The organism is Marinobacter sp. (assembly GCF_048269445.1).
In the GTDB taxonomy this organism is placed as follows: Bacteria; Pseudomonadota; Gammaproteobacteria; order Pseudomonadales; family Oleiphilaceae; genus Marinobacter.
Window position 1 is genome coordinate 378769 of the sequence record NZ_JBLXIQ010000003.1, and the last position, 13215, is coordinate 391983.

The 13215-nt window shown below is 57.9% G+C and carries 14 protein-coding genes; 8 read left to right on the forward strand and 6 right to left on the reverse strand.

Annotated features, from left to right (window positions below):
- Positions 1-43: 43 nt before the first annotated feature.
- The 8 genes from ACN0XM_RS08000 (at position 44) to ACN0XM_RS08035 (ending at position 8027) form a co-directional block, all read left to right on the forward strand.
- A complete protein-coding gene (locus ACN0XM_RS08000; protein WP_417566399.1) occupies positions 44-2845 on the forward strand; it encodes a monovalent cation/H+ antiporter subunit A in 2802 nt (933 codons plus the stop codon).
- Entirely contained in the window at positions 2845-3213 is a 369-nt protein-coding gene (locus ACN0XM_RS08005; protein WP_417566400.1) for a Na+/H+ antiporter subunit C, read from the forward strand. Before ACN0XM_RS08000 ends, ACN0XM_RS08005 begins: the two co-directional genes overlap by 1 nt.
- Positions 3210-4727 carry a monovalent cation/H+ antiporter subunit D gene (locus ACN0XM_RS08010; RefSeq protein ID WP_417566401.1) on the forward strand — a complete coding sequence of 506 codons (1518 nt, stop codon included), beginning with the start codon at positions 3210-3212 and terminating at the stop codon, positions 4725-4727. Before ACN0XM_RS08005 ends, ACN0XM_RS08010 begins: the two co-directional genes overlap by 4 nt.
- Positions 4727-5215: a Na+/H+ antiporter subunit E gene (locus ACN0XM_RS08015; protein WP_417566402.1), complete on the forward strand. Its 489-nt coding sequence runs from the start codon at positions 4727-4729 to the stop codon at positions 5213-5215. Before ACN0XM_RS08010 ends, ACN0XM_RS08015 begins: the two co-directional genes overlap by 1 nt.
- Positions 5212-5481, forward strand: a complete 270-nt coding sequence (locus tag ACN0XM_RS08020) for a K+/H+ antiporter subunit F (RefSeq protein ID WP_417566403.1) — start codon at positions 5212-5214, stop codon at positions 5479-5481. Before ACN0XM_RS08015 ends, ACN0XM_RS08020 begins: the two co-directional genes overlap by 4 nt.
- A 39-nt stretch (positions 5482-5520) precedes the next feature.
- Complete coding sequence (locus ACN0XM_RS08025) at positions 5521-5853, forward strand: Na+/H+ antiporter subunit G (RefSeq protein WP_417566404.1); 333 nt, start codon at positions 5521-5523, stop codon at positions 5851-5853.
- A gap of 95 nt (positions 5854-5948) precedes the next feature.
- Positions 5949-6230, forward strand: a complete 282-nt coding sequence (locus ACN0XM_RS08030) for a pyrimidine/purine nucleoside phosphorylase (RefSeq protein ID WP_417566405.1) — start codon at positions 5949-5951, stop codon at positions 6228-6230.
- A 153-nt stretch (positions 6231-6383) separates the two neighbouring features.
- Positions 6384-8027, forward strand: coding sequence for a fatty acid--CoA ligase (locus ACN0XM_RS08035; protein ID WP_417566406.1), 1644 nt, complete (start codon positions 6384-6386; stop codon positions 8025-8027).
- A gap of 76 nt (positions 8028-8103) precedes the next feature.
- Here the strand turns inward: ACN0XM_RS08035 and ACN0XM_RS08040 are convergent, their stop codons facing one another.
- The 6 genes from ACN0XM_RS08040 to ACN0XM_RS08065 form a co-directional block, all read right to left on the reverse strand.
- On the reverse strand, positions 8104-9357 hold the full coding sequence (locus ACN0XM_RS08040) for a D-amino acid dehydrogenase (protein ID WP_417566407.1): 1254 nt from the start codon (positions 9355-9357) through the stop codon (positions 8104-8106).
- Positions 9358-9443: 86 nt separating this feature from the next.
- Complete coding sequence (locus ACN0XM_RS08045; RefSeq protein ID WP_417566408.1) at positions 9444-9800, reverse strand: translation initiation factor Sui1; 357 nt, start codon at positions 9798-9800, stop codon at positions 9444-9446.
- 36 nt (positions 9801-9836) lie between these two features.
- Entirely contained in the window at positions 9837-10367 is a 531-nt protein-coding gene (locus ACN0XM_RS08050; protein ID WP_417566605.1) for a DUF4136 domain-containing protein, read from the reverse strand.
- Between the two features lie 81 nt (positions 10368-10448).
- Entirely contained in the window at positions 10449-11054 is a 606-nt protein-coding gene (locus ACN0XM_RS08055; RefSeq protein ID WP_417566409.1) for a YigZ family protein, read from the reverse strand.
- A 48-nt stretch (positions 11055-11102) separates the two neighbouring features.
- Positions 11103-12422, reverse strand: a complete 1320-nt coding sequence (locus ACN0XM_RS08060; RefSeq protein ID WP_417566410.1) for a sensor histidine kinase — start codon at positions 12420-12422, stop codon at positions 11103-11105.
- Entirely contained in the window at positions 12419-13105 is a 687-nt protein-coding gene (locus tag ACN0XM_RS08065) for a response regulator transcription factor (RefSeq protein WP_417566411.1), read from the reverse strand. Before ACN0XM_RS08065 ends, ACN0XM_RS08060 begins: the two co-directional genes overlap by 4 nt.
- Positions 13106-13215: the final 110 nt, after the last annotated feature.

Genomic DNA, 13215 nt, shown 5'->3' on the forward strand with positions numbered 1-13215 from the left:
CCTCTGATACTCACTTAAGAAAAAAGCCAATAACGAGGTTGCGATGTCGCTACCGCTGGTTGTTTTACTGCCCTTTCTGGGCGCCCTGGCCGCACCCCTGTTTGCCCAGGGCGGACGAACGGCGATTGCCATCGCGTCGTCGGTTCCCGCACTGATTGCGCTGGCAGCCCTCTTTCCTCACTGGCAAACCCTGGCTGATGGCGGCGTGGTTCTGCACAGCTATGAATGGCTGCCAGCCCTCGGCCTTTCCTTCAGCTTCCGGCTGGACGGGCTGTCCCTGCTGTTCGCCCTGCTGATCCTGATAATCGGGCTGCTGATCATCCTGTACTCCCGCTACTACCTCAAAGCGCACGAGAATGTCGGCAAGTTCTACGCGCTTTTGCTGTGTTTCAAGGGGTCGATGCTGGGCATTGTGCTTTCCAGCAACCTGCTGCTGATGATGATCTTCTGGGAGCTGACCAGCCTGACATCGTTCCTGCTGATCAGCTTCTGGAATCACAAACAGGATGCCCGTCGGGGTGCCCGGATGGCGCTTGCCGTGACCGGCGGTGGTGGCCTGGCCCTGCTCGCCGGCGTACTGATCATCGGCAACATTGTTGGCAGCTTTGAGCTCGACGACGTGTTGGCGGCCGGCGAGCAGATCAAGGCGCACGCCCTGTACCCGGTTGCCCTGACCCTGGTTCTGCTGGGCGCGTTCACAAAATCCGCCCAGTTTCCGTTCCATTTCTGGCTGCCTCACGCGATGCAGGCGCCAACACCGGTATCTGCCTACCTGCACTCGGCCACTATGGTAAAAGCCGGCGTCTTCCTTCTGGCACGGCTTTACCCGGCATTGGCGGGAACCGAGCAGTGGTTTTACATGGTCAGCTTTACCGGCATGGCTACGCTGCTCCTTGGCGCTTATGTCGCCATGTTCAAGCACGACCTCAAAGGCCTGCTAGCGCATTCAACGGTGAGTCATCTGGGCCTGATTACCCTGCTGTTCGGCATGGGGACGCAGCTTGCCGCTGTTGCCGCGGTCTTCCATGTAATCAACCACGCCACCTTCAAGGCCTCCCTGTTCATGGCCGCCGGTATCATCGACCACGAGACCGGTACCCGTGACATGCGCCGTATCAACGGGCTGTGGCGGTACATGCCACATACCGCCACCCTGGCTATGGTTGCCGCGTCTTCTATGGCCGGTGTTCCACTGCTGAACGGGTTCCTGAGCAAGGAAATGTTCTTCGCAGAATCCCTGCAGCTGAACCTGCCCGGGTTCTGGGCCTGGCTGCCACCGGTTGTGGCAACCCTCGCAGGTATTTTTGCAGTGGCTTACTCGGCCCGCTTCATCCACGACGTTTTCTTTAACGGCAAACCGGTCGATCTGCCGATCTATCCGCCCCACGAACCCCCCCGGTACATGAAATTCCCGGTGGAAATCCTGGTGTTTGCGTGTGTGATGGTGGGGATGTTCCCGGCAATTTCCGTCGGCCCGCTCCTCTACATGGCCGCATCGGCCACCCTGGGCGGCAATGTGCCCGATTACCAGTTGGCGATTGTGCACGGCTTCAATCTTCCCCTGCTGATGAGCTTTGTGGCGTTTTTCGGTGGCTTGCTTATGTACAGTCAGCGTCAGCGCTTCTTCGACTTTCACGCCCGGTTCCGGGAAATTGACGAGAAGGCCGTGTTTGAGGCGGTCATTTCCCGGGTAGTGGATCTCGCCAACCGATTCACCGCTCGGGTGGAAAATGGCTCCCTCCAGCGTTATGCCATGCTGCTGGTCGTCAGTGTGATTGCGGTTGCTGCTATGCCGCTTATCAACCTGGGGATATTTATCGGGGAGAGCGGGCTCAGCCCTGTGGACTGGCCCACCGCTATCCTGGCTGGCACCCTCATGCTCTGCGCCATAGCGACCGCCATAATGCATCGAGAGCGATTCTACGCTCTGGTGTTACTGAGTGTGGTGGGACTGATCGTGGCTCTGGCATTTGCCCGATTCTCGGCGCCTGACCTTGCAATGACGCAGCTGTCGGTGGAAGTGGTGACCATTGTTCTGCTGATGCTCGCGTTGTACTACATGCCATCCTGGACCCCTGTCGAAACCTCCAATGGCCGGCGTTTACGCGACATTGCCATTGCGCTGGCAGCGGGAACCGGCATGACAGCGGTTACCCTCGCCATGCTGACTCAGCCGTTCACTTCCATCTCGGATTTCTTCCTTGAAAACAGCAAGCCGGGTGGCGGTGGCACCAACGTGGTTAACGTGATCCTCGTCGACTTCCGTGGCTTTGATACCCTGGGCGAGATTACCGTTCTGGCCATCGCAGCCCTGGGCATCTACGCCATGCTCAAGCATACCGCCCTGACACCACCACCGGGCGATGGCCAGGGTAATACGTGGACACGGGATGCCTACCCCCTGATGCTTCGCCAGATTGCCCGCCCGATGCTGCCGCTGGCACTGATGGTGTCGGCCTTTATCTTCCTGAGGGGTCACAACATGCCAGGCGGTGGCTTCATCGCTGGCCTGATCACCTCGGTCGCGCTGATTCTGCAATACATTGCCAGCGGCATGATCTGGACCCAGGATCGCGTTCCCCTCCGCTACCACAACGTCATCGGCCTGGGCCTACTGTTCGCCACCATCGCCGGTGCCGGTAGCTTCGCGTTCGGCTATCCATTCCTGACCTCCACTTTTGGTTACATTACATGGCCCGTGGTCGGGAAGTTCGAGGTTGCTTCCGCCCTGGTGTTTGACCTTGGCGTCTACCTGACGGTTATCGGAGCCACCTTGCTTGCCCTGGTAAGCATTGGTCGGCTGTCACCTCACTCCGCCATCAAGAGTAAAAAGGAGAGTGCGTAATGGAGCTTGTTTTCGCACTGGTCATCGGCGCCCTGACGGCATCCGGCGTTTACCTCGTTTTGCGGGCACGCACCTTCCCTGTGGTGGTGGGGCTTACCCTGCTGTCCTATGGCGTGAACCTGTTTCTTTTTTCCAGTGGCCGGCTGGCGACAGGGCATCAGCCTGTTATCGGTACAGCGGCAAACTATTCCGATCCGCTGCCTCAGGCGCTGGTGCTGACCGCCATTGTGATCGGCTTCGCCATGACCGCATTTGTTGTTGTGCTGTCACTGAGAAATCTGGCAGATAATGAGGACGACCATGTGGATGGCCGTAAGCACTATAAGTCTCCTGCTCCCGAGGAAGAAGTGGAGGTAATCGGTAAATGAACCACTGGCTTACCGCTCCCATTCTGATCCCCCTGCTCGGTGGCATCCTGCAGGCCTTGATGGGCTACGCCCCCATCAGCCTGCGCCGTACGCTGGCCCTGGCAACCACCGTTCTGATACTGGTCTCGGCCATTGTGCTGCTGGTGCTGGCAGACGATGGCAGTTACCGGATTTATGCCTTCGGGAACTGGCAACCGCCGTTTGGTATTGTTTTGGTCCTGGACCGGCTTGCCGCCCTGATGCTGATCCTCACCTCTGTTCTGGCCCTGTTCTGCCATCTCTACGCGATTGGTGGCGCCGATGAGGGCAACCGTCAATTCCACGCGCTATTCCTGTTCCAGCTGATGGGACTGAACATTGCGTTCCTCACCGGCGACCTGTTCAACCTGTTTGTCGCCTTTGAGGTGCTCCTCATCGCCTCTTACGGCCTGTTGATGCATGGCGGAGGAACGGTAAGAACCGTGCCGGGGCTGCATTATGTGGTGCTGAATCTCGTTGGCTCCGCAATTTTCCTGATCAGCGTCGGCATGATTTATAGCGTCACAGGCACCCTGAATATGGCCGACCTTGCGGTCAAAATTCCCGAGGTCTCCGGTGAAAATCTGAATATCGTCAAGGCCGGCGGCATGATGCTGCTGGTGGTTTTCGGGTTGAAAGCCGCCATACTGCCCCTGTGTTTCTGGCTGCCCCGAGCCTACTCAAAAGCCACTGCCCCCGTAGCTGCCCTGTTCGCAGTGATGACAAAGGTCGGCGTGTACGCCATCTTGCGGGTTTATCTGCTGATCTTTGGTGACAATGCTGGCGAACTTGCCAACCTCGGCATGGATTGGCTGTTCCCGATTGCCCTCGCTACCCTGGCCATGGGTGTTATCGGCGCTCTGGGTTCCGGCAGCCTGAAGACACTGGTCGCCTGGCAGGTGATTATTTCAGTGGGCACACTGCTGGCGCCGGTGGCCCTGGGTTCCGAGGCCGGTCTTTCCGCCGCCCTGTTCTACCTGCTGAGTACCACCTGGACCGTTGGCGGCCTGTTCCTTGTCGCGGAGCTGGTCGCCAACCAGAGAGGCAGCGCCGACGACCGAATCATTACCGCCCCACAGATGCGAAATCGCACTTTCCTAAGCGCTCTGTTCCTGATTGGTGCCGTTGCAGCAGCCGGCTTACCGCCCCTGAGCGGTTTCTTCGGCAAGTTACTGATCCTGCAATCCGTTGAGCCGGGAACCGAAATGGCCTGGCTGTGGTCAGTGCTACTGATCGGAAGCTTCCTGACGCTCATTGCTTATAGCCGTGCAGGGAGTATTGTTTTCTGGCGAACCGTGGACGGCCACCTGGAAACGCCCGACCCACTCAATGGGCGAATCTCTGTTGCGGCCGGAGCACTGACTGCCCTCGCGGTTGTAATGGTGGTCCTGGCCGGACCCATTACACGCTTTACCGATGCGACAGCAGCCCAACTGCATAACACTGACGCTTACATCCAAATCTTGCAGACCCCCATGGTCGGGGAGGACAACTAATGCTTGATCGCCTGAGTTTTCCACAGCCCTGGTTAAGCCTGGTCCTGTTAACTACCTGGCAGCTGCTCAGTGACGGTGTGTCCGGAGCCAGTATTGTTATGGGGCTGATCCTGGCCTGGCTGATACCCCAGCTGACCGCCGGCTTCTGGCCCGAACGCCCGGCCTTCGTCAAAGCCTGGCGCATGCCGGCCTATCTGGCGATCGTGCTCAAGGACATTGTCGTTGCCAGCTTCTCTGTGGCCCGCCTGATCCTGAGCCCACGCCAGCCCCGGCCCATCTTCGTCTGCTATCCACTGAAGCTTGAGCATCCTCTGGCCATTTCCATGCTTGCCAGCACCATTTCGCTGACGCCGGGGACCGTAAGCGCGGATGTCAGTGATGACCACGAAACCCTCTTGATCCATGCGCTTGATGCCGGGAGCGATCAGGAGGTCATTGACGCCATACACAACCGCTATGAGAAGCGGTTGATGGAGATGTTCCAATGATGACGATCGCCCTCTACATCACTATTGCCATGGTTATCCTGGCTGCCCTGCTCAACGTGTACCGGCTGATCAAGGGCCCTGACGCACCAGATCGTGTGCTGGCACTGGACACGCTCTACATCAACGCCATTGCCCTGATTATCCTGCTCGGCATCACACTGGGCACGCGAATGTATTTGGAGGCCGCTCTACTTATCGCTGTCATGGGCTTTGTCGGAACCGTGGCCATGGCCAAATACCTGAAACGGGGCAGTGTCATTGAATAGCGCCGGCCCCAACCGATTACGTCGTGGAGGACATTGACCATGAGCCCCATCGTGGAAACCATTATTGCTGCCATGCTGCTACTGGGGGGTGCCTTTACCCTGGTTGGCGCCATTGGCCTGGCGCGGCTTCCAGACTTCTTTACCCGCCTTCACGGGCCCACCAAGGCCACAACGGTCGGCGTGGGCGCCATAATGCTCAGCTCGGTGGTCTATTTCAGCGTCGTGGGCGAGGGCATCGGCATTGCGGAGATCCTGATTACCGTGTTCTTGTTCATGACAGCCCCTGTCAGCGCAAATATTCTGGCCAAAGCTGCCATGCACATGGGCGTACGTACGATGGAAGGAACCGAAGGCAAACCCTGGGACCAGTGAATCGGCGTAACCTGGTACCGACCGGCATTTTGTCATTGGACTTGAAGAATTTTGCCGTATAGTAGCCCCCCAACCCTTTTCGAGGAGCCCAGCGTATGCTGAAAGTAAATGAGTATTTCGACGGCAAGGCCAAGTCCATTGCCTTCCAGACCTCTACCCTGCCAGCCACCGTTGGTGTGATCAGCCCGGGCGAGTATGAGTTCGGCACTAGCAAAAAAGAAACCATGACGGTGATCAGTGGTGCCCTGACGGTTCTGCTTCCGGGCATGGAAGAATGGATGACCTTCGGCGCGGGTGAAAGCTTCGACGTTGCCGGCCAGGCCAGCTTCAAAGCCAAAACCGATATCGATACCGCCTACCTCTGCACCTACCAGTAACAGGCCAGGCCGCAGAGCGAAACAAAGCGCTTATCTAAGCATCGGTTCGCTCTGCACTTTTTCACTTTCCACGGTTCCCGTTTCAGCCAATCTGTGTCAGATTTATCCTGTTTCTCGCGATAACATCAACAACTGAGAAAGAGGAAATGAGTAATGGCACAGACCCGCATTCTATCGCCGGCTGACAACGCCTATCAGTATCCGCTGCTGATCAAGCAACTCCTGCTTTCTGGCCCCCGCTACAACCCGGACCAGGAAATCATTTACGCCAACCGCAGCAAATACACCTATACCGATCTGGTGGACCGTATTCACCGCCTGGCCAACGCCCTGACCGATGCCGGTGTCAAGCCGGGTGATACGGTTGCAGTTATGGACTGGGACACGCCTCGCTACCTGGAATGCTTCTTTGCCGTCCCGATGATTGGCGCCATTTTGCACACCATTAACGTGCGCCTGTCTCCAGAGCAGATTGTCTACACCATGAACCACGCCGAAGATGACGTTGTACTGGTACACGACGATTTCCTCCCCATCATCGAAGGGGTGAAAGACGAGATCAAGACCGTCAAGACCTGGATTCAGCTGACCGACAGCGACACCGCAAAGGCCGCGCCTGTCGATGCCATCGGTGAGTATGAAGAGTTACTCGCCAAGGCCGACAACCAATTCGAATTCCCGGACTTCGACGAGAACAGTGTAGCGACGACTTTTTACACCACTGGTACCACCGGCAACCCCAAAGGGGTGTACTTCAGTCACAGGCAACTGGTGCTGCACACACTCGCCATGACGGGGACCATTGCGGCGTTCGACGAGATGCCATTACTCCGCTCCTCATCCGTTTATATGCCCTTGACGCCCATGTTCCACGTTCATGCCTGGGGCGTGCCTTACGCCGCCACCATGATGGGCATCAAACAGGTCTATCCCGGCCGTTATGAGCCTGAACTGCTGGTCGACCTTTTGAAGGAACACAAAGTCACCTTCTCTCATTGTGTGCCAACGATCATGCAGATGATCATGGCCACCGAATCCATCAAGACGGCAAATCTGAGCAACTGGCACGTACTTATCGGCGGTAGCGCACTGACGAAAGGGCTTTGCAACGCAGCGGCAAAGCTCGGAATCAACATGTATACCGCTTACGGTATGTCCGAAACCTGCCCGCTGCTCAGCGCTTCGCATCTCAAACCAGAAGATATGGAGCTGCCCCTGGAGCAGCAGACGGCCATCAGGGTGAAAACCGGCATTGCCGCCCCCCTGGTGGAACTGGAAATAGTGGACCCTGATGGCAAGCCAGTTCCCCATAATGGCGAAGCCAAAGGTGAAGTCGTTGCCCGCGCTCCCTGGCTGACCCAGGGCTACTTCAAACAGCCTGAAAAAGGCGAGGAACTCTGGGAAGGTGGCTGGCTGCATACCGGTGACGTCGCGTCCATGGAGCCCGACAACACACTCACTATCAAGGATCGTATCAAGGACGTGATAAAGACCGGTGGCGAATGGTTGTCCTCCCTCGACCTTGAGAACCTGATCAGCCAGCACCCGGCGGTTGCCGGCGCTGCGGTGGTTGGTGTACCCGACGAGAAATGGGGCGAACGTCCTCACGCGCTGATCACCCTCAAGCCCGGTGAAACTGCCGGTGTTGAGGACATTCAGAATCACCTGAAGCAGTTCGTGGACAGCGGCGAGATCAACAAATGGGCGATCCCCGGGGAGATTGATTTCGTTGAAGATATTCCGAAGACGAGTGTTGGCAAGATCAACAAGAAGCTGATCCGGGATCAGCTGAAGTAACAGACCTGGAGTCATAAACAGGCGAAGACGGGGTCAGATGAAGACTGTCATCTGACCCCTTTTTATCAGGCCTGTTTTATAACCCGGAAAACGTGAAGTCCACTTCCGGTTTGCGTCCCTCAATGATATCCGCCAGCGCAGCTGCAGACCCGCAGGAATGCGTCCACCCTAGCGTGCCGTGCCCGGTATTCAGGTACAGGTTGGCGAAGTGGCTTTTGCCGACGTAGGGAACGTTGGAGGGAGTAGCCGGGCGCAAGCCGGTCCAGAACTGGGCCTGGTCCCAGTAACCTGCCTCTGGCATGACTTCCGCAGTGCGCCGGACGATGGCACGGCACCGGGTGTAATTCAGCTCCCGGCTATAGCCGCCCAGTTCCGCCGTGCCCGCAACACGAATCCTGTCGCCAAGACGGGAGTAGACCAGCTTGTATTCATCATCGGTAAGGCTGACCTTGAACGCCGCCTCTTCATTCTTGACCGGTACGGTTATGGAATAGCCCTTCGCCGGATAGATGTTCAGAAAGATACCAAGCTGGCGGGCCAACGCGGCACTGTAGCTCCCAAGGCTCAATACATAGGCATCGGCCCGCAGGGTCTCATGGCGTCCTTCGGTAAGGGTCTGAATGCCCAGTACACGCTCACTTGCCTTTTCGAAGCGGAGAATCCGGGTGCCGTATCGGAACTCCACACCGGCCTCGGCACAACGCCTGGCCAGGTTCTGGGTGAACATGTGGGCGTCACCGGATTCGTCGTCCGAGGTATAGGTGGCACCCGCGATCCGGTTCCGGATGGGTTTCAGGGCCGGCTCCAGTTCAACCGCCCGATCGGCATCGATGATCTGGCGGTCGCAGCCCAGCGACTGCATGATCCGGGTCGGCTCTTTGGCACCGTCAAACTCGGCGGGATTGGTGTAAAAGTGCAATATGCCCTTCTCGAGGTGGTCGTATTCGACATTGGCATCTTTGCGCAGTGCCTGTAACTGACTGCGACTGTAAGTGCCCAGATTGACCATCTGGCGAATGTTGTGGGCTGCTTTGGCCGAGGTGCACTCCCCGAGAAAAGCCAATGCCCAGCGCCATTGGGCCGGATCGAGCTTCGGCCGGAACAACAAGGGAGCATCTGCCCGGGCCAGCCATTTCAGCACTTTCAGGGGGGCCGACGGATTGGCCCAAGGCTCGGCATGGGACACGGAAATCTGGCCCCCATTGGCGTAACTGGTTTCTAACCCGGCCTGATTTTGTCGGTCAACCACGGTGACCTGGTGCCCCTGCTTTTGCAGAAACCAGGCTGTTGTTGTACCAACAACGCCCGCACCCAAAACCAGTATGTGCATTCTTGCCTCCGGTCTGTTTCAAATCTGGGAATCGTATTCGCGGGCCGTATTGTAGCGTGAGCGCACAACGATTGCGTGTTATACCATCAGCCACCGGCTCGTTTGACGGTCCAGCCTTTCTGCTCTAGCAACGGCACGAGGATGTCCCTCTGGTCGCCCTGGATTTCAACCACGCCGTCTTTTACGGTGCCGCCGGTACCGCATGTCGCCTTCAGGGTTTTTGCGTAGGCCTTCAAAGCCTTTTCATCGAGCGGAATGCCGGTTATCAGGGTCACGCCCTTGCCCTTGCGCCCTTTGGTTTCCCGGCTGACTCTTACAATGCCGTCGCCGGCGGGCTGCGTGGATTTGCTGCAGGTACAGTCCGCCACCGGATTCCGGCAGCCCGGGCACATTCGCCCCGTTTCGGTGGAGAACACCAGTCCCCCATCGGATTGCTTTTTCATCCTGTCTCCGTGCTTTTTAACGTCTTGCCCAAGGCATCAGTCGAGGCCCGGCGGATACTTGGTGAACATTTCTGTCACGACTTCGTCGATCAGCTTGCGGCGGGTTTCCGGGGACTGGCTTTCGTTCAGATAACGACGACTGGCTGCCCGCCAGACCACCTCTTTGGTCTTGCTGTCCGCCAGCTCCACCACCAGCTTGCCCTCTTTCACCTCACGCACAGGTGGCGGCGCGGAGAGCGCCCAGCCGAAATTGCCGCTGCCAAAGCCGAATCCAAGGCCGAGCCCGGTCTGCTCCAGCCTGTCCTCTGGAACAATTCGCCAGCTCACCAGCAAGTCAGCCTCCGCTTGCGAAACCCGTTGCAGGGCCTTGCGGTTGAGCTCTCTTTCAATGGCATCCCTAACCCGGCTGCCATCCAGCGATACAAAGGTCGAATCGGCCTCGCTCGTGGACGCAAATGCCCAGGACGAGTAGTTTCCAAAAACCACAGCCGAGTTGTAATCCGTCACCACATTGCTGGCGCAGCCACTCATGGCCAGCGCCACTATCGACAACATCACGAAACGCATCATGTTTTCTTCCCTCAATGGAGGATTTGCCTGTTAATCAGTATACGCACAGCTGACGCGTGACGGCGCCTTTCAGCTCCATCACCTTTCAAAACTGTAATCCAGCTTCTGGGCATCACAGAATGCCCCGAACTCCCTGACCCGGTTCTCGGGCACCGAGAGCCTCGCCTGGACGGAAGAACCATAATCAACTGAGTCCACCGTCGCACCATGCACCTCACACCAGTGCCTGAGAGGTTGCTCATCCGCGAAAGACAGGATAACCCGTGCATCGATCACCGGCTGATGGACAACCCGGTCCACAGCGGACAGGACACTCTCCGCCGCACCCGCGTACGCTCGCACCAAGCCTCCGGCACCGAGCTTAATGCCCCCGAAATAGCGTATTACCATGACCAGTACGTCACCCATATCCTTGTGCTGGATCACATTCAATATGGGTTTTCCGGCAGTCCCTGATGGCTCACCGTCGTCGTTCATGGCCGCCTCAGCCGCCGAGCCCGGGCGCCCGATCTGGTAGGCCCAGCAGATGTGCCGGGCATCCGGATGATCCTTGTGGGCCTGCTCCAGCCAGGTTTTCACGTCATCGCGGGAGCTCACCGGGGCCACACGGGCGATGAAACGACTTTTCTTCACTTCCGTTTCGCGCTCAAGGTATCCTGCCGGTACCGGGTAATCTTTTTTCATGGACAACGACCTATGGCCTCTGAAGACGAAATCAACAGCCCGGAGCCATCACCCTCCGATAAAAACCGGAAGGCGAACCGTAACCTTTAGACCACCAGTCTCGCCAACCGCGGCTGTGATCTCGCCATCGTGAGCGGAAACGATGTCTCTGGCAATAGCCAGCCCCAGGCCCCAACCCGTTCCACCCCGGGATTTATCGGCCCGGAAGAACGGCTCGAACAGGTGCGGCAGTAACTCCTCCGGGACCCCGGGGCCCTCATCTTCTATGGCCAGACCAAGCCATCCACCCGACACAGATACGGCAAGGTTAACGGCCTTACCAGGTGGCGTGTGATCCAGCGCATTCTGCAGAATATTGTCGATTGCCCGCTGTAACAGTCCTTCATCGCCCAGCACCGAGGTACCGGCACTTCCCGGCGAGGCAACAAGCTTACAGTCGACACCCTGATGTTCCGCGTAATCGGCCGCGTCCTGCAGCACCCGATTGATCACCTTGACCGGCTTCACGGGCTCCCGCTCAATATCGCCGCCAGCTTCGGTGACCCGGTACAAGGTCAGGATCTGGCCCGTCATCGTTTCGAGTCGCTCGTTCTGGCGCAGAATGCTTGCCATCAGCTCTTCATCTGCGCCGGCCTCGCTCGCCAGTTCAATGGCGATGCGCTGACGCGCCAGAGGTGTACGCAGGTCGTGGGAAATATCCCGGAGCAGGTGTTTCTGCCGCTCCAGCAGGCTGCATAGTTGCTCCGTCATGGCATTGAATGCCGTGGCCAACTGACCCACTTCATCCCGGCGCTTTGCAATCCTGTCACTGACTCTGAGGGAATTATCGCCGCGGGCAATGGCCTGAGCCGTCGTTTCCATGTGCCTGAGCGGTCGTGAAACAAGGCGGGCGATCCACCAACACGCCAGGGAAATCATGATCAACGCCAGCCCCAGTTCTATGGCACGGAAGAACTTCGGATCCAGCCAGCCGGCACCGTTGATTCGCGGCCAGGCCACCAGGCGGTACCCATCACCAACTTCAAGAACTGCAGGCTTCTGCGGATACCAGCCCGAATTCATCCGGTCACGGATAAATGAGGGCAGCTTGCCATCGTTTTCGTCCTGTTCAATCAGAACGAGATACAACTCAAGGCGCTCACCCTCAGACCGCAGAAAACGCCAGGCCTCACTCCGGTCACCAGACTCTCGGATTTCTATCGCTTCCGCAGCCAGATCCCTGAGGCCCACCTGACGCTCAATAGCCTCCCGTTCCCGGTCCAGAAGCACACGGGTAGCCAGGTTGCTGACCACCACAGTCACGACCATGGCCAGCCAGATCGAGAGGAAAATCCGCCAGAACAGTGGGAAAATGGTTCGGCGCTTCATGCGGGCACCCGGTAACTGTAGCCGAGCCCGCGAACTGTCTCGATTCTGGGCGGGTCATCATTGCCCAGCTTCTTGCGGAGATTGCTGATGTGCATATCGAGGGTCCGATCGTAAGCCTCGAGCCGTCGGCCAAGGGCCCACTGCATGAGGTCGGTTTTTCGTACCACGCTGCCCGCATGGGCAAGCAGAACCTGCAGCACTTCGTATTCGGTGGCAGTCAGATCCAGCACCTCTTCGTTCTGGAAAATCCGCCGGTGGCCAGGCTCAACCCTGAGATCTCCGTAAGTCCGGGCAGCATTGACTTCCGTTTTCTGGTCCCAGGCAATCCTGCGTAACAATGCCTGCAGACGAGCCACCAGCTCCCGTGGATTACAGGGTTTGGGAATGTAATCATCGGCACCAACCTCGAACCCCACGATCCGGTCGGTTTCATCACCCCTGGCCGTTAATAGCACAACCGGCAAATGAGTTTCTGCTCTCAGCTCCCGCAGCACCTCAAGGCCACTGATATCCGGCAGCATGATATCCAGAACCACGATGTCGCAGTGCTGGCCCAAAGCCAGAGCCAGCCCGTCCCGGCCACTGGCCGCTTCACGGACGGTAAACCCCTGGTTTGTCAGGTAGCGGGCAAGCAGCTCCCGCAGTTCGTCATCGTCTTCGACCAGTAAAACCCTGTTCTGCATCTTTGCTCTCCACCGTTGCTGCCTGAAGTCTAACACGCTGCCGGCAAGCTGCTGATTCGACGAAATTTCCTTTGCAGAACCTTTACAAAGACTAATGAGGGGTGATCAGA